At 68.9% G+C, this 17,053-nt stretch carries 11 protein-coding genes; 6 read left to right on the forward strand and 5 right to left on the reverse strand.

Translation table 11 applies throughout. The features are described 5' to 3' along the window. Positions 1–7 precede the first annotated feature (7 nt). Complete coding sequence (locus tag ACVBEQ_RS08450; protein ID WP_447152865.1) at positions 8–910, forward strand: ABC transporter ATP-binding protein; 903 nt, start codon at positions 8–10, stop codon at positions 908–910. Further along, positions 907–1,971, forward strand: coding sequence for an ABC transporter permease (locus ACVBEQ_RS08455; protein ID WP_447152866.1), 1,065 nt, complete (start codon positions 907–909; stop codon positions 1,969–1,971). Before ACVBEQ_RS08450 ends, ACVBEQ_RS08455 begins: the two co-directional genes overlap by 4 nt. Before the next feature lie 72 nt (positions 1,972–2,043). On the opposite strand, the gene ACVBEQ_RS08460 is transcribed toward ACVBEQ_RS08455, so the two are convergent. Then, positions 2,044–2,556 (reverse strand): MarR family winged helix-turn-helix transcriptional regulator, encoded by a 513-nt coding sequence (locus ACVBEQ_RS08460; protein WP_447152867.1) that lies wholly within the window; start codon positions 2,554–2,556, stop codon positions 2,044–2,046. A 134-nt stretch (positions 2,557–2,690) separates the two neighbouring features. Between ACVBEQ_RS08460 and ACVBEQ_RS08465 the strand changes: the two genes are divergently transcribed. The 3 genes from ACVBEQ_RS08465 (at position 2,691) to ACVBEQ_RS08475 (ending at position 6,336) form a co-directional block, all read left to right on the forward strand. Continuing rightward, complete coding sequence (locus ACVBEQ_RS08465) at positions 2,691–4,427, forward strand: acyl-CoA mutase large subunit family protein (RefSeq protein ID WP_447152868.1); 1,737 nt, start codon at positions 2,691–2,693, stop codon at positions 4,425–4,427. A gap of 135 nt (positions 4,428–4,562) precedes the next feature. Then, entirely contained in the window at positions 4,563–5,252 is a 690-nt protein-coding gene (locus ACVBEQ_RS08470) for a Pr6Pr family membrane protein (RefSeq protein WP_447152869.1), read from the forward strand. 112 nt (positions 5,253–5,364) lie between these two features. After that, positions 5,365–6,336 carry a tetratricopeptide repeat protein gene (locus ACVBEQ_RS08475; RefSeq protein WP_447152870.1) on the forward strand — a complete coding sequence of 324 codons (972 nt, stop codon included), beginning with the start codon at positions 5,365–5,367 and terminating at the stop codon, positions 6,334–6,336. A 242-nt stretch (positions 6,337–6,578) separates the two neighbouring features. On the opposite strand, the gene ACVBEQ_RS08480 is transcribed toward ACVBEQ_RS08475, so the two are convergent. The 4 genes from ACVBEQ_RS08480 to treS all read right to left on the reverse strand — a co-directional run bounded on the left by ACVBEQ_RS08480 (position 6,579) and on the right by treS (position 13,893). Next, on the reverse strand, positions 6,579–7,859 hold the full coding sequence (locus ACVBEQ_RS08480; RefSeq protein WP_447152871.1) for a neutral zinc metallopeptidase: 1,281 nt from the start codon (positions 7,857–7,859) through the stop codon (positions 6,579–6,581). A gap of 264 nt (positions 7,860–8,123) precedes the next feature. Then, positions 8,124–10,343, reverse strand: coding sequence for a 1,4-alpha-glucan branching protein GlgB (glgB, locus tag ACVBEQ_RS08485; protein ID WP_447152894.1), 2,220 nt, complete (start codon positions 10,341–10,343; stop codon positions 8,124–8,126). A 389-nt stretch (positions 10,344–10,732) separates the two neighbouring features. Next, a complete protein-coding gene (locus ACVBEQ_RS08490) occupies positions 10,733–12,133 on the reverse strand; it encodes a maltokinase N-terminal cap-like domain-containing protein (RefSeq protein WP_447152872.1) in 1,401 nt (466 codons plus the stop codon). Next, positions 12,130–13,893, reverse strand: coding sequence for a maltose alpha-D-glucosyltransferase (gene treS / locus ACVBEQ_RS08495; protein ID WP_447152873.1), 1,764 nt, complete (start codon positions 13,891–13,893; stop codon positions 12,130–12,132). Before treS ends, ACVBEQ_RS08490 begins: the two co-directional genes overlap by 4 nt. 517 nt (positions 13,894–14,410) lie before the next feature. Between treS and glgP the strand changes: the two genes are divergently transcribed. Then, positions 14,411–17,002 carry an alpha-glucan family phosphorylase gene (gene glgP, locus ACVBEQ_RS08500; protein ID WP_447152874.1) on the forward strand — a complete coding sequence of 864 codons (2,592 nt, stop codon included), beginning with the start codon at positions 14,411–14,413 and terminating at the stop codon, positions 17,000–17,002. The last annotated feature ends 51 nt before the right edge of the window (positions 17,003–17,053 follow it).

Consider the following 17,053-nt stretch of genomic DNA (forward strand, 5'->3'; position numbering starts at 1 on the left):
TCAAGGCATGACGGACACCATCGTCGTCACCGACGTCGTGAAGCGGTACGGATCACTGACCGCGGTCGACAACGTCTCATTGACCGTCGGGCACGGCGAATTCTTCGGGATCCTCGGACCCAACGGCGCCGGCAAGACGACGCTGCTGGAGATCATCGAGGGCCTGCGGGAGGCGGATTCGGGCAGCGTCACCGTTCTCGGCCAGCCCGTGTGGCCGCGAAACCCGGTCCTGCTGCAGCGATTGGGTGTCCAACTGCAGGCGACGGCCTTCTTCGAGCGGCTCACCACCAGGGAGCAACTGGAGACCTTCGCGGCGCTGTACGGCGTGCCGGGACGCAGGGTCGACGAGATGCTGGAGCTCGTCGCGCTGACCGACAAGGCGCGCACACCGGCCGAGAAGCTGTCCGGTGGCCAGGCGCAACGGCTGTCGATCGCCTGCGCGCTGATCCACGACCCGGAGATGGTCTTCCTCGACGAACCGACCGGACCGCTCGACCCGCAGGCGAAGCGCAACCTGTGGGAAGTGTTGCGGGCCATCAACGAACGGGGCAAGACGGTGGTGCTGACCACCCACTCGATGGATGAGGCCGAGGAGCTGTGCGACCGGGTCGCGATCATGGACAACGGCAGGATCCTGAAGATGGGAAGCCCCGCCGCACTGGTGCGCGACCTCGACGCCCCGGTCCGGATCTCGATCGACGCGGGCGCCGTGACGGTGGAAGCCGCCCGGGCGATCGACGGTGTGGACGAGGCGAGCAGCGAGCAGCTGTCCACCGTCATCGCGACCCGCCGGCCCGCTCCGGTACTGGCCGCGCTGGCCGACGCCGATGCACTGACCGGGCTCCAGGTGCGCGGCGCGACGCTCGAGGACGTGTTCCTGGAGCTCACCGGGCGGGAGTACCGGATATGAGGCCGTTCTCGAGCCTGTCGACCGCGATGCTGAAGGGCTTCTACCGGGACAAGGTCAGCCTGTTCTTCGCCATCCTGTTCCCGCTGTTCTTCATCATCATCTTCGGCGCGATTTTTTCCGGCGGCGAGGCGGCCAGGCCGATCGTGGTCGAGGTCGGCGCGGTGCCGCTGATCGACCAGTTGCCCGGGGAGGCCAGGGCCGGCCTCGACGGGGCCGTCGAACTGGTCCCCGGCACCACCATGGACGCCGCGCTGGAGCAGGTGCAGAAGGGTGACGCGGCAGCGGCCCTCACCCAGCAGGGAGACACCCTGCGGCTGGACGTCTCCGCCGCCCAGCCGGCCATCGCTGCCTCGGTCCAGGGTGTGTTCTCCGCCTTCGTGGACCAGGCCAACGTCGCGGTCTCCGGGGCTCCGCCCACCTACGCACTGCAGACCGGGCAGGTCGAGGACCAGTCGTTGCAGCCCATCCAGTACATCGCGCCGGGGATGATCGGCTACGGGATCGCCGTGGGAGCGGTGTTCGGTGCGGCGCTCACGCTGATCACCTGGCGCGAGAAGAAGCTGCTCCGCCGGCTGCGGCTGGCCCCCGTCTCCACGTCGACCGTGGTCGGCTCGAGGGTCTCGGTATCGATCGCGGTGGCCGTCTGCCAGCTGATGCTGTTCGTCGGGATTGCCATGCTGCCGTTCCTCGGGCTGCAGCTCAACGGGGCCTGGTACATGGCGGTGCCACTGGTGATTGCCGGCACCCTGGCATTCCTGGCGGTCGGGCTGCTGGTGGGTGCGGTGGCGAAGACGGCCGAGGGCGGCAGCGGCTTGGCGAATCTGATCATCCTGCCGATGGCGTTTCTCTCCGGCGCCTTCATCCCGCTCGACGCCGCCCCGCAGTGGATGCTCACGGTGTCCAAGTTCCTGCCGATGGGCTACCTGGTGGAGGGCATGAAGGACGTGATGGTGCGCGGCGAGGGACCGTCGGCGGCGCTGTTGCCGATCGTCATCCTGCTGGGATTCGCCGTCGCGATCACCGCGATCGCGACGAGGGTGTTCCGCTGGGACACCGCCTGATCGCTTGTGCGGTCAGCCGAACTCGCTGCCGGTCAGGCGAAGTCGCTGCCGGTCAGGCGAAGTCGCTGCCGGTCAGGCGAAGTCGCCGGCGGCCCGGCGGACCTTCGTCAGCAGCACCGACAGCTGGCCGAGTTCCTGGTCGTCCAGCCCGACGAAGCCGAAATCGGCGGCCGTGACGGCCGCGGTGGCGCTGGTCAGCCGCTCGCGGCCGGCGTCGGTCAGTTCGACCAGGGTGGTGCGCCGATCGCTCGGGTGCGGGAGCCGGCGGGCCAGCCCGTCGGATTCCAGCCGGTCGACGATGTTGGTGATCGAGGTCGGGTGCAGCTGGAGCCGCTCGCCCATCAGCCGCATCGGAAGTGAGCCTCGCTGCGAGAAGGACAGCAGCACCAGGGCCTCGTAGCGGGCGAAGGACAGGCCGTGCGGTTTGAGCCTCTCGTCGACCGTGGCCTGCAGGATCTGTTGCACCCGCATGATGTTGGTGACCGCGGACATGGCGGTGCTGGGACCGATCCGGTCCTCCCACGTCTTCGCCGCCCTGGCGATCGGGTCGAAAGGCAACGCCGGGGCCGTGACGTTCGGACTCATTCCAGCACCGTAGCAAGGGCACACCGGTTCGAATCGCGCGGCCCGATCGGGACAGAACGCTCCGATAGTCGGATCTCCTACTATCGGATATCCTGACGTCGGGTCGCGGTGACCCGTCGTGGAGAGGTGGCGTCATGTCCGACGACAAGGCGGTGCAGTCGAGCATTGCGGCTGGTCGCAAGCGGTGGGAACAGCGCTTCGAGGCGGCCGAAGCAGCCGGCCGGGTCCGGGACATCGACTACACCACGCTGTCCGGGTTGACCGTCGATCCGGTGTACGGCCCGGCAGACGGTGACGTCATCGCGGATTTCGACCGGATCGGCTGGCCGGGGGAGTTCCCCTTCACCCGCGGCCTGCACGCCACGGGATACCGCGGAAAACCATGGACCATCCGGCAGTTCGCCGGGTTCGGCAACGCGGTCGACACCAACGAGCGGTACAAGATGATCCTGGGCGAGGGCGGCCACGGCCTGAGTGTCGCCTTCGACATGCCAACCTTGATGGGCCGGGACTCCGACGACCCCCGGTCGCTCGGTGAGGTCGGTCACTGCGGGGTGGCCATCGACTCCGCTGCCGACATGGAGACGCTGTTCGACGGCATCGACCTCGGTGAGGTCACCACCTCGATGACGGTGTCCGGTCCCGCGGTTCCGGTGTTCTGCATGTACCTGGTCGCCGCCGAACGGCAGGGCGGCGCGGACGCCGCCATCCGCCGGCTCAACGGCACGCTGCAGACCGACATCTTCAAGGAATACATCGCGCAGAAGGAGTGGATCTTCCCTCCCGAGCCGCACCTGCGGCTGATCGGCGACCTGATCGAGTACTGCACGGACCAGATGCCTGACTACAAGCCGGTTTCGGTGTCCGGCTATCACATCAGGGAGGCCGGTTCCACCGCCGCGCAGGAACTCGCGTACACCCTCGCCGACGGCTTCGGCTATGCCGAGCTGGGGCTGTCCCGCGGGATGGACGTCAACAGGTTCGCCCCCGGGCTGAGCTTCTTCTTCGACGCGCACGTCGACTTCTTCGAGGAGATCGCCAAGTTCAGGGCGGCCCGGCGGATCTGGGCGCGGTGGATGCGGGATGTCTACGGCGCCACCGATTCCCGGGCGCAGTGGCTGCGGTTCCACACCCAGACCGCGGGCGTCTCACTGACCGCCCAGCAGCCGGACAACAACGTCACCCGGACGGCCGTCGAGGCGCTCGCCGCTGTCCTGGGCGGTACGAACTCCCTGCACACGAACGCGCTGGACGAGGTGCTCGCGCTGCCCAGCGAGAAGTCGGCGCAGATCGCCCTCCGCACCCAGCAGGTGATCATGGAGGAAACCGGGGTGATCAACGTCGCCGATCCACTGGGCGGCAGTTGGTATGTCGAGGCGCTGACCGACCGGATGGAGGCGGAGGCCGAGCAGATCTTCGACCGGATCAAGGATCTCGCCGCGCTGGCCGTTCCGTCGGGACGGCACCCGGTCGGCGTGATGACCAGCGGCATCCTGCGCGGCATCGAGGACGGCTACTTCACCGGCGAGATCGCCGATGCCTCGTTCGCCTACACGATCGCGGTGGAGAAGGGCGAGAAAAAGGTCGTCGGGGTCAACACCCTGGTCGGCGGGATCGGCGAGGATCTCGAGATCCTGCGCATCTCCGGCGATGTCGAGACCCAGCAGAACGCACTGCTGGCCCGCCGGCGGGCCGAACGCGACGGCGCCGCCGTGACTGCCGCGCTCGACGAACTGACCGCGGTGGCGCTCGGAACCGGCAACATGGTTCCCGCGATGCTGGCTGCCGCCCGAGCGGAGGCCACCCTGGGTGAGATCTGCGATGCGCTGCGCGGCGTCTGGGGCACCTACACCGAGCCCGCGCGCATCTGAGGGCTTTCCCGTCCCGCGCACCGAGCGGCGGTGCTGTTAGATCGGATCACCGCCGACACGGCGGGCGCGTCCGTCCGCCGATAGCAAGTCGTACCGGTCATGCGCGGTCCAGCGATCTCATGACAGGCAGTCCCCATGACAGGCACGACCACGGAGCCGGCGGACCCGCGGTCGCGGACCGTCAGGGCGGCGCGGATCTGGAATGCGATCATCGTCATCGACGTGATCGTGGCCCTGGTCATCCAGCTGTGGCTGATCTTCACCGGCGGACCGGATCCCAACACCGGCGACACCGTCGCGTCGGTCGGCATCGGCACCAGACTGATCCAGACGGTCAGCTTCTTCACCATCCAGAGCAACCTGCTGGTATTGGTCGTCGCCGCGACACTCGTCGTCGATCCGCGGCGCGACGGCCGGTTCTGGCGGGTTCTCCGGCTGGACGCGCTGCTGGGCATCACCGTCACCGGGTTGGTGTTCGACCTGATCCTGATCCACTACGTGCACCCGACCGGATGGCAGCTCGTCGCCACCATCGGATTCCACTACATCGCTCCCTGGGCAACGCTGCTCGGCTGGCTGCTGTTCGGCCCGCGGCCGCGCATCGATCGCACGACGATCGCCTGGTCGCTGGTCTGGCCGATCGCCTGGATCGTCTACACGTTCGTGCGCGGCGCGCTGGTGGACTGGTACCCGTACCCCTTCCTCGACGTGGACGAGGTCGGCCTCGAGGTGGCCCTGCGTAACACGCTGTTCGTCCTGGCGGTGGCCGCCGTGCTGCTGGCAGTCTTCAGGCTCATCGATCGGGTCCTCGCACCTCGCCCCTGACCGCCGCCTCTGACCGCCGCCCCTGACAGCCGCCCCTGACAGCCGCCCCTGACCGCCGCCGGTTCCGCAGGGCGGCGCGGGGCGGTCGTCCGCACATGTGAAGATGGAGAGCATGAGCCGTCCGGACCCACGGCAACAGGCCGCCGCGATGCCAGCGGCCTTTGCCGGTGCCATTGACCTATCCGCCTTGAAGAATCGGGCAACCGCGCCCGCCGGCCAGCCCGCCGGTGCGGCCAACGGTGCACCCGCCGATGCCACCCCCCGCTCGCCGTTCGTCGTCGACGTCGACGAGGCCACCTTCGGCTCGATCCTGCAGGCCTCCGCCGAGGTCCCGGTGGTGATCGACCTGTGGGCGACCTGGTGCGAGCCGTGCAAGCAGCTCTCACCGATCCTGGAACGACTGGCCGCGGCGGCCGGCGGGGCCTGGATCCTGGCCAAGGTCGACGTCGACGCCAACCCGCGCATCGCCCAGGCGTTCGGCGTTCAGTCCATCCCGATGGTCGTCGCACTGGCCAAGGGCCAGCCGGTCGACGCCTTCAACCAGGCACTGCCCGAACCGCAGGTGCGGGCCTGGATCACCGGACTGCTCGATGCCCTGCGCGACCAGCTGCCCGGGATCCGGGAAGCCGAGGCCCGGGCCGGAACGGTGGTGGAAGCGGCCGAGCCGGAGCCGGAGGATCCGCGATTCGTTGCGGCCGAGGAGGCGCTGGCAGCAGGTGATTACGCCGCCGCCGAGCTCGCGTACCAGCAGATCCTGGCCGTCGAACCGGGCAACGCCGATGCGAAGGCGGCGCTCGCCCAGACCGGCCTGCTGGCCCGGGTCGAGAAGCTGACACCCGACGCCGTCGCACTGGCCGACGCTGATCCGTCGAACGTCCAGGCGCAGCGTGACGCCGCCGACGTACAGCTGGCCGAGGGTGATGTCGACGGTGCGTTCGGCCGGCTGATCGAGGCGGTCCGGCGCACGGCGGGCGACGACCGGGCAATCGCGAGAGAGCACCTGGTGGAGCTGTTCTCGCTGTTCCCGCCGGACGACCCGCAGGTGATCAAGGCGCGCAGGGCGCTGGCCGCCGCGCTGTACTGACCCTCCACGCACGCCCCTGCCGCACGCCCGTGCCGCACGCCCGTGCCGCACGCCCGTGCCACCGTGTTGATCATGGCGAAACCAACACGACACGCCCACCGACACGCCGGTTCAGGTGTTGGTTTTGCCATGATCAACACCGGTTGACCGCCCGAGACACCCCCGGGCGATCAACACCGGTTGACCGCCCGAGACACCCCCGGGCGATCAACACCGGCTGGCCGCCCGAGACACCCCCGGGATCAGCCGCAGGCGGGGAAGCCCCGGTGGAAGCCGGCGGAGTAGGCGGCCAGTTCGTCGAACTGCGCGCCCGGACGGGACCGGATGAGGTCCATCGCCTCGTCGGCGTCGGTGGGCCAGGAGCCGAGTTCGTCGACACCGGACTCGCCGAACACCGACGCGGTCCAGGCACCGGTGAAACAGGCTGCGCCCGTTGCGCTTCCGGTGATCGACCGGCCGGCGGCGAGGGCAACGGCGGCGGCCGCGGCGAACTGGCCGATCGAGCCGGCCCGCGACAGGTCATCGGGGTCGGGCTTCGTCGCTGCCGCGCGGAGGGCCGGTTGCCCGTCGAGCCCGTCGACGAAGCCGGCAACCGAGTCCTGAGCCGCCTCCTGTACGCCGGCCGCCGAGTCGAAGCGCGGCAGCGTCGAGGGCGGGCTGGTGGTCACCCCGGCCCGGCCCAGGGTGAGGTCGAGGGTGTCGGATGACAGGGCGCGGCAGGCCGCAGCACCCTCCCGGAAGCCGGTGAGCACGAAGCCGAGCCGGTCGAGGCCGAGGCCGTGGGCGGTCGGATCCGTCGGTGACACCGTTGCCGGATCGCGGAAGTCGAGCAGCGGAGCGACCGCCCGGACGAGCGATGACGGCGGCACGTGTACCCGCTGGGCGGCACCGGACGATGCCGCCGCGAGGAACGCACCCGCATCGCAGTCGGCCTGCGCCTCGATCACGATGGACGGGTAGCGGTCGGGGTCGCGGAGCCGGTCCTGCTGGGTGGGCCCCGCCTGCGCCTGCACCGCGTGGCCGAACTCATGGGCGAAGGCCGCCGCCAGCCCCGCCGTTCCGTAGCTGCCCAGGAGCACCGGCACCAGTGCTGACGAGTCGAACACGATGCCGTCACCCTGCGGGCAGTAGAACGCATTGCCGGTGATCTGCGACGGGTCCGTGACGCACAGCGCCGACCCAGACGGGGCACTGGAATCCATCGACACGTACCCGCCGAGCGGTGGGCGGAACCCGGGACCGCCGTCCGCCGACAGTTGGCTGGACCAGAAGTCCTGCAGGTCGGTGAGCACCGCTGCCACCGTGCGGTCCCCGTCCGCGGAACTGGTCAGCAGGCTCGCGTCGGACTGCTGGGGATCCCCGGCCGGCGGATCGCCGGCAGGCGCGCCGAACTCGGACACCGCGAGAACCGGCACCGACGGCAGCGACACGTCGATCCGTTCCGCCGCAACAGGCGTGCCGCCGACCGCCCCCACCGGAGCGGCCCGGACAGCGCCGAGCACGACGGCGACCGTCGCGAGCACGGCGACGGTGATGGCGACGCCGCGCCCGGTCCTCCGAGGGCGTGTTCCCCGAGCGCGCCGACCTGGACTGCGCGCCTGATCGCTGTCCGCAAGATCAAGTCCCGCCTGATCACTGCCGGCCTGAGAACTGCCGGCCTGAGAACTGCCGGCCTGAGAACTGTCTGCCTGAGAACTGTCCGGGGACAGCGCAGGGACGCCGACCCGGTCGGGTCGGCGTCCCTGTTCGCGCTCGATCAGTGCACCACCGGCTTCACGCCGGCAAGCCTACTGACCGGTTTCCGGCACCAGCCACAGCGCGCCGAGCGGCGGAACGGTGATCGTCGCCGACGCAGGCTGGCCGTGGGACGGGTGGTCGGAGGCGATCACGGCTCCCATGTTGCCCGCACCGGACCCGCCGTAGAGCTCGGAATCGGTGTTCACCGCTTCCCGCCAGACGCCGGCGAACGGCAGGCCGATCCGGTAACCGCTGTGCGGCTGCGGCGAGAAGTTCAGGATGCACGCGACGACGGATCCGTCCGAGCCCCACCGCAGATACGCCAGGACGTTGCCCTCGCGGTCGTTCGCGTCGATCCAGGTGAACCCGGCCGGCGTGAAGTCCTGGGTGTACAGCGCCGGGCTCGACTTGTAGACCCGGTTGAGATCACCGACCAGGGTTCGGATCCCGTCGTGCAGCGGGTACTCGCGCAACTGCCAGGGGAGCTGGATCGCCTGGTTCCACTCCCACGGGTTGCCGAGCTCCTGCCCCATGAACAGCAGCTGCTTTCCGGGGTGCGCCCACTGGTGGGCGAGGAAGGTGCGCAGCGTCGCCGCCTTCTGCCACTCGTCGCCGGGGATCTTGCCCCAGAGCGAGCCCTTCCCGTGCACGACCTCGTCATGGGAGATGGGCAGCACGAACTGTTCGGAGAAGGCGTACATCAGCGAGAACGTCATCTCGTTGTGGTGCCACGACCGGTAGATCGGATCCCGCGAGATGTACCCGAGGCTGTCGTGCATCCAGCCCATGTTCCACTTCAGGTGGAAGCCGAGGCCACCCAGGTGCGTCGGCCGGGTGACGCCCGGCCACGCCGTTGATTCCTCGGCGATCATCAGCACGCCGGGGACCCGCTTGCCCACCGTGGCGTTCGTCTCTTGGAGAAACGCGACAGCGTCGAGGTTCTCGTTGCCGCCGTAGATGTTCGGCAGCCACTGGCCGTCCTCGCGGGAATAGTCCAGGTACAGCATCGATGCGACTGCATCGACCCGGAGCCCGTCGATGTGGTACTGCTCGAGCCAGTAGAGCGCGTTCGCGACGAGGAAGTTGCGCACCTCGCGGCGGCCGAAGTCGAACACGAAGGTGCCCCAGTCCGGCTGCTCACCGCGGCGCGGGTCGGCATGCTCGTACAGCGACGTCCCGTCGAACCGGCCGAGCGCCCACTCGTCCTTCGGGAAGTGCGCCGGCACCCAGTCCATGATCACGCCGACGCCTGCCTGGTGCAGCCGGTCGATCAGGTACCGCAGGTCGTCCGGCGACCCGAACCGGGAGTCCGGCGCGTAGTACGAGGTGACCTGGTAGCCCCACGACGGCGCGAACGGGTGGCCCGCCAGCGGCAGGAACTCGACGTGGGTGAAGCCGGTGTCGCTCAGCTCCTCGATCAGCGCGTCGGCGAGTTCCCGGTAGTTCAAGCCCTCCCGCCAAGAACCGGCGTGGATCTCGTAGATCGACAGCGGCCCGCTCAGCTGGTCGGTCACCGCGCGGGTCGCCATCCAGTCCGCGTCATTCCACTCGTGCCGCGCGGTGCTGACCACCGACGCGGTGGCCGGCGGGACCTCGGCGGCGAACGCCATCGGGTCCGCCTTCTCCCGCCACACGCCGTCCTGGCCGAGGATCTGGAACTTGTACCGGGTGCCCTCGCCGACGCCGGGAACGAACAGCTCCCAGACGCCGGACGAACCCAGCGAGCGCATCGGGGTGCCGGCGCCCGACCAGTGGTCGAAATCGCCCGTCACCCGGACGCCCCGGGCGTTCGGCGCCCAGACGGCGAAGGACGTGCCCGTCACGGCTCCGCCGGGCGTGTCGTAGGACCTGACGTGCGCGCCGAGGACGTCCCAGAGGTTCTCGTGCCGGCCCTCACCGATGAGGTAGAGGTCCATGTCGCCGAGCGTCGGCAGCCAGCGGTAGGGATCATCGAGTTCGTAGACAGCGCCGGGGCCGTAGTCGACCCGGACCCGGTAATCGCTGACCGGCCCGTCGATGACGGCGGTGAAGACGCCCCCGTAGGTGCTCTCGAACGGGACCTCCTTGCCGCCCTGGAGCAGGGTCACGTTCTGGGCGTGGTGCCGCAGCGTGCGGACGACCGTGGTGCCGTCGCCCTGCGGGTGCGCCCCGAGAATGCCGTGCGGGTTGTGGGTGTCGCCGCCGATGAGCTTCTCGTAGTCGTCGTTGCTCGGGCCCTGTGCGGGCTCGGGGGCGGTCGGCGCGGTGGGAGTCGGATCGACCGGCGGCACCTCCGCCGGGGTCTCCGGTGCGAGCGGGGTGTCGACCGCGCCGCCGGCGACGGCCTTCGCAGCGGGCTTCTTGGCCTCGGATTTCGCGGCGGGAGTCTTCGCGGCCGGAGCCTTTGTTGCGGGAGCCTTCGTTGCGGGAGCCTTCGCGGTAGCGGCTTTCGCAGCGGGGGCCTTCGCAGCAGCCGTGCGGCGGGCCGGCTTGGCGGCCGGCTCGGCAGCGTCGTCGGCAGCGGCCTTCGGCTTGGTGGTCCTTCGCGTCGCGGCCGGCTTGTCACCCGACTTCGCGGCGGCGGGCTTGCGGGCCCTGGTGGTCTTGGCAGGCGCGGCCGGGGCGTCGCCGCCGGCCGCCGCCGACTCGGTACCGGAGGGCTGGTCGGGGGTGTTCGTGGTCAAGATGAACCTCCGGTGTTGATGAGGGCGACGACGGCCTGCAGCGGGATGGCTTCCCACAGCGGCCGGTGTCCGTGTTCATAGACGACTTCGTAGATTGCCTTGTCCAGTTCGAAAGCTCGAAGAAGGCTACCGGCCGAGCGGGGGTCGGTTCCGGCGGCCGCCGTGTAGCCGTCGCAGAATGCCTTCCGGTTGCGCTCGGCCCATTCGGCCGCCCGGTACTTGTGCTGCGCGTCCGAGTGCGGGTTGACGACGAGCCCACGCGCCGCGTAGTCGAAGCTGCGGAGCATGCCCGCGACGTCCTTGAGCGGGCTCTGCATCGATCGACGGAACTCCAGCGGCTTGGCCGGTTCGCCCTCGAAGTCGATGACGCTCCAACCGGTCAGGGTCCGCAACACCTGTCCCAGATGCAGGTCGCCGTGGATGCGCTGCAGGGTGATCCCGCCGACGTGGTCCGCCGCGCGGCCGAACGCCGCTGTGATCGCCTCCCGGTGCTGGGCCAGGGACGGCACGAGGTCGGCGGCGGCATTGGCGTCCGCGCGCATCCGATCCAGGATGCCGACCAGTTCATCGACCGGGGCGTCCACCGTGCCGAAGGCGCGGGCGAGGTCGTTGTGCACGGCCGCCACCGCCTCGCCGAGCCGGTGCGATTCGGCGGCGAAGTCACCGCCCACCTCGTCGGCACGCAGGTCACCCTCGCTCATCAGGTCCCGCACGCTCGAGGTGGCCATCGCCCAGCCCTCGGCGCTGTTGGCGAAGAACTCGGTCAGCAGACCGAGGGTTGTCTCCTCGCCGTCGACCGGACCGACGATCTCGCCCAGCGGCTGGGCGATGTGCGTGGACCCCACCGCATGCAACGCGCGGTGGATCTCCGCATCGGGGTTCGGGCCGGGTTCGATCCGGCGGAACATCTTCAGGATCGCCGTGTGCCCGTAGACCAGCGAGGTGTTGGACTGCTCGGCACCGATCACCCGGCCGTCGGAGCGGGTGTCGATCTTCGCGTCCGCTTCCCGGCGTGCGCGTACGCCGTTGCCGAAGTCGCGCTGCCCGTCGATCGCCTCCAGCAGCAACCGGGCGACCGCGGTGTCGGAGAGAGCGTCGTAGGCGGTCAGCCCCTCGACGGCGCCGATCGTCGCGTACGTCAGCTGGTCCGACAGTTGGTCCGTCCAGCCGATCCAGAGTTGATAGCGCTGCGGCCCGGTCGCCGTCCGCACCGTGAACAGGACCTGCTCGATGTCCGCACCGTGGTGGCCGCGGGCAATCGGTGTCCGGGCGCTGAGCTCGATGTCGCCGAGCTCCAGCAGCTGACCCTTGGCGGAGAACCAGCGCTGATGCGGTAGGTGCTCGACGAGCAGCGGGACCAGATCGTGGTCGGGGGCACCGATGTCGTGCGTGCTCACATATCCTCCGGGCGGCCGGTGATGTCCAGCCAGTAGAAACCGTGTCCTGGCAACGTCAACAGATAGGGCAGCTGGCCGATCCGCGGGAACGGCGTGTGGCCGGTGAGCTCGATCGGCACCGCGCCGTCGTGATCGCGCAGGTCCAGCTCGACCGGCTGCGGGAACCGCGACAGGTTGTTCACGCAGAGCACCGTGTGCGGCTGGCCCTTGATGCCGCCGGAGTCGCCGTCGAAGTGCAGCGTGTAGGACAGCACGGTGGGGTTCGACCCGCCGAGGTCGGTGAACTGGCCGACCGCGAAAGCGGCGTAGCGCTTACGGATCTCGATCATCCGGCGGGTCCAGTGCAGCAGCGAGGCGGTCGAGTTCATCTGAGCTTCGACGTTGACCGTCTGGAATCCGTAGATCGGGTCCATGATGGCCGGCAGGTAGAGCCGCGCCGGATCGCAGCGGGAGAAGCCGGCGTTGCGGTCGGGGGACCACTGCATCGGGGTGCGCACCCCGTCGCGGTCACCGAGCCAGATGTTGTCGCCCATGCCGATCTCGTCGCCGTAGTAGAGAACGGGCGAGCCGGGCAGGCTCAGCAGCATCGCGGTGAACAGTTCCTGCTGGTTGGTGTCGTTCTCCAGCAGCGTCGCCAGCCGGCGGCGGATCCCGATGTTCGCCTTCATCCGGGGATCCTTGGCGTATTCGTTCCACATGTAGTCGCGGTCCTCGTCGCTCACCATCTCGAGCGTCAGCTCGTCGTGGTTGCGCAGGAAGATGCCCCACTGCCCGGTCTCCGGGATGGCGGGCGTCTGCGCCAGGATCTCCGAGATCGGGAAGCGGGACTCGCGGCGTGCCGCCATGAAGATCCGCGGCATCAGCGGGAAGTGGAAGCACATGTGGCACTCGTCGCCGCCGACGGCGGGATCGCCGAAGTAGTCGACGACGTCGGCCGGCCACTGATTGGCCTCGGCGAGCAGGATCGCGTTCGGGTACTCGGTGTCCAGCACCTTGCGGCAGCGCTTGAGGAAGTCGTGCGTCCTGGGCAGGTTCTCGCCGTTGGTGCCCTCCTCCTCGAACAGGTACGGCACGGCGTCGAGCCGGAAGCCGTCGAGGCCGAGATCGAGCCAGAACCGCAGGATGTCGAGCATCTCGTCGCCCACGGCGGGATTCTCGAAGTTCAGGTCCGGCTGGTGCGAGAAGAACCGGTGCCAGAAGTACTGCTTGCGCACCGGGTCGAAGGTCCAGTTGCTGGGCTCGGTGTCGACGAAGATGATCCGCGCGTCGGGGTAACCAGTGTCGTCGTCGCGCCAGACGTAGTAATCGCCGTAGGGCCCGTCCGGATGGTTCCGCGACTCCTGGAACCAGCGGTGCGCGTCGGAGGTGTGGTTCATGACGAGGTCGGTGATGACCCGGATACCGCGCTCGTGGGCAGCGTCGAGCAGGGCGACGAAGTCCTCGACGTTGCCGAACTCCGGCAGAACCTTGCGGTAGTCCGAAATGTCGTATCCGCCGTCGCGCAGCGGCGAGTCGTAGAACGGCGGCAGCCACAGGCAGTCGACGCCGAGCCAGGACAGATAATCGAGCTTGTCGATCAGCCCTCGCAGGTCCCCGGTCCCGTCACCGTTCGAATCGGCGAACGCCCTGACGAGCACCTCGTAGAAGACCGCCCGTTTGTACCATTCCGGGTCGTTCTCGCCACCTGCAATGGGCCGTGCAGACCCGTACCGGCTGGCAGCGGGCTCCTGGACCGTGATCTGCCCGTCAATCTGCGACATGCTCACCTTTCTCGTTCTGTTCTTGCGGTTTCAGTCCCGCTGGGTTTTGCACTCTGTGCCGGTGGTGTGCGCCGGTCCGCGGCGGGCCGGTCCCTGAGGGCTCGACGTCCGCGATCAGTTCGACACGGCACCGATGTCCACCGATGAGCATGGCGTCAGGGCGACTGCCACGGCAGCAGGGTTCCCTCGGGCACCGTCGGGGTAAACGGAAGACCGCCGGATGACGTCATGCAGGGGCGGCCGGAGCAGGACAACGGGCGACGCTGCACGGGGTCATTCAGTCCGAGTCGGCCGGCCACGCGCCAAAGGTACCGGTGATGCCGACGCCCCGCCGACCACGTTTGGGCAGCACTCCGGCAGGGAAACATGATCTCTCGGTTCGGCGGCGTGGACAGATCGCGAGCACCGGACCTGATCATGCTAAATCGAGTCCGCCTGCGCGTTCGGTATCGATCGTTTCGGCTCGACAGGCCCACTGGTGTAGGAGATAGCACCCGGAAGGCGCTAAATTTCTCCCGTGAAGGCTCTCCGACGATTCACCGTCCGACCGCAACTGCCGCCGCAGCTGCACCCGCTCGGTGCTCTCATCCGCAACCTCAGGTGGTCCTGGCATCCCGCGAGCCAGGACCTTTTCGCAGACATCGACCGTGGTCTGTGGGCCAGGTTCGAGGGCGATCCGCTCAAACTGCTCGGCGCCGTCTCGGTGTCCCGGCTGGAGGAACTCGCCAGGGACGAGTCCTTCCTTGCCCGGATGCACGGCCTGGCAGCCGATCTCGACCATTACCTGCAGGACCCGCGGTGGTACCAGCATCAGGTCACCATCGGCCAGTCACTGCCGGCCGCCATCGCGTACTTCTCGATGGAGTTCGGCGTCACCGAGGTGCTGCCCAACTACTCCGGGGGTCTTGGCATCCTCGCCGGTGACCATCTGAAGTCCGCCTCCGACCTCGGTGTGCCGATCATCGGTGTCGGCCTGCTCTACCGGTTCGGCTACTTCTGGCAGTCGCTGTCCGCCGACGGATGGCAGCAGGAGCACTACCCCGCGCACGACCCGCAGGGCCTGCCGATCGAGCGCGTGCTGGACGGAAAGGGCGAACACCTGGCGATCAGCGTCCCGATGCCGGGCGGACGCCAATTGACGGCGAGGATCTGGGTGGCCCAGGTCGGCCGCGTGCCGCTGCTGCTGCTGGACGCCGACAACGAGACCAACGACGACTTCCTCCGGGCGACGACGGACAAGCTCTACGGCGGCGACCAGGACCACCGGATCAAGCAGGAGATCCTGCTCGGCATCGGCGGCGTCCGGGCCGTGCAGGCGTACGCGGCGGTGACCGGGCACCCGCTCCCCGAGGTGTTCCACATGAACGAGGGACACGCGGGATTCCTCGGTCTGGAACGGATCCGTGCGCTGATCGCAGACAGCGGCCTGTCGTTCGCCGAGGCGCTCTCCACCGTCCGGGCCGGCACCGTCTTCACCACCCACACCCCGGTCCCCGCGGGCATCGACCGGTTCCCGGTCGACCTGGTACGGCACTACCTGGACGCCGACTCCGCCGGCATGTCCCGGCTCGTACCCGGCCTCGTCGTCGACGAGGTCCTGGCCCTCGGGTCCGAGGACGATCCCAGCCGGTTCAACATGGCGCACATGGGGCTCCGGCTGGCACAGCGGGCCAACGGCGTCGCCAAGCTGCACGGCGAGGTTTCGCGACGGATGTTCGCCCCGCTGTACCCCGGCTTCGAGGCCGACGAGGTCCCGATCGGTTCGGTCACCAACGGCGTCCACCTGCCCACCTGGGCGGCCCGTGAGATGTACGACGTCGCGGGCGACATGGCCGACTGGCAGGACCTTGCGTCGGCATCGGAATGGCCTGCGCCGGACGCTGTCTCGGCCGAGCGGCTGTGGGACCTGCGGAACAAGCTGCGGCAGCGGCTGGTCGCGATGGCCCGCGCCACCGTCCGCCGATCGCACCTGCAGCGCGGCGCGACCGTTGCCGAACTCGGTTGGACCGAAACGATTCTCGACCCGGAAATCCTGACCATCGGGTTCGCCAGAAGGGTCTCGACCTACAAGCGGCTCACCCTGATGCTGCGCGATCCCGCCCGGCTGCGGGCGATCCTGCTCGACCCCGAGCGCCCCGTGCAGATCATCATCGCCGGCAAGGCCCACCCCGCCGATGACGGCGGCAAGCGGTACATGCAGGAGATGGTGCGGTTCACCGACGACCCGACGATCCGGCACCGCATCGCGTTCCTGCCCGACTACGACATGAGCATGGCCTCCGTGCTGTGCGCGGGTGCCGACGTCTGGTTGAACAACCCGATCCGTCCGCAGGAGGCCTCCGGGACGTCCGGCATGAAGGCCGCGCTGAACGGCGGGCTGAACCTGTCCATTTCCGACGGCTGGTGGGACGAGCTCTACGACGGCCACGACGGCTGGACCATCCCCACCGCGGACGGCGTCGGAGACGAGAGCCGCCGGGACGACCTGGAGGCCGCCGCGCTGTACGACCTGCTCGAGAAGCGGGTGGCGCCACTGTTCTACCGGCGCAACGAGACCGGCCGACCGGACGGCTGGGTGGACACCGTCCGGCACACACTGGCCTACCTCGGCCCGCGGGTGCAGGCGACCAGAATGGTGCGCGACTACGTCACCGACTACTACGGACCTGCGTCGGTGTATTCGCACGCTGTTTCGTCAGACCTGACGGTCGCCAAGGGGCTTGCTGCCTGGAAGGACCAGATCCGCGCTGCCTGGCCGAGTGTGCGGGTGATCAACGTCGACACCTCGGGCATCGGCACGGAGCCATCGCTCGGCAACGTGATGACCCTGCGCGCCCAGGTCGACCTCGGCGGTCTGGCGCCCGAGGACGTCCAGGTGCAATCGGTGACCGGCCGGGTGGACATCAACGAGCACCTGCACGACATCTCCACCGTCGACATGGTTTTCGTGCCGGCAACGGATGCCACCGGCGTGGTGGACACCGGCTTCCGGTACGAGGCGCACCTGCCGCTGACCCAGTCCGGTCCCGTCGGCTACACGGTTCGGGTGCTGCCCAAGCACGAACTGCTGGCGTCGCCGGCCGAACTGGGGCTGGTCACGACGGCCTAGATATCCCACGGCTGCAACTTGTCAAGCGGCTGCCGCGGTCAGGATGCGCCA

It is taken from the genome of Nakamurella sp. GG22, from assembly GCF_052976845.2.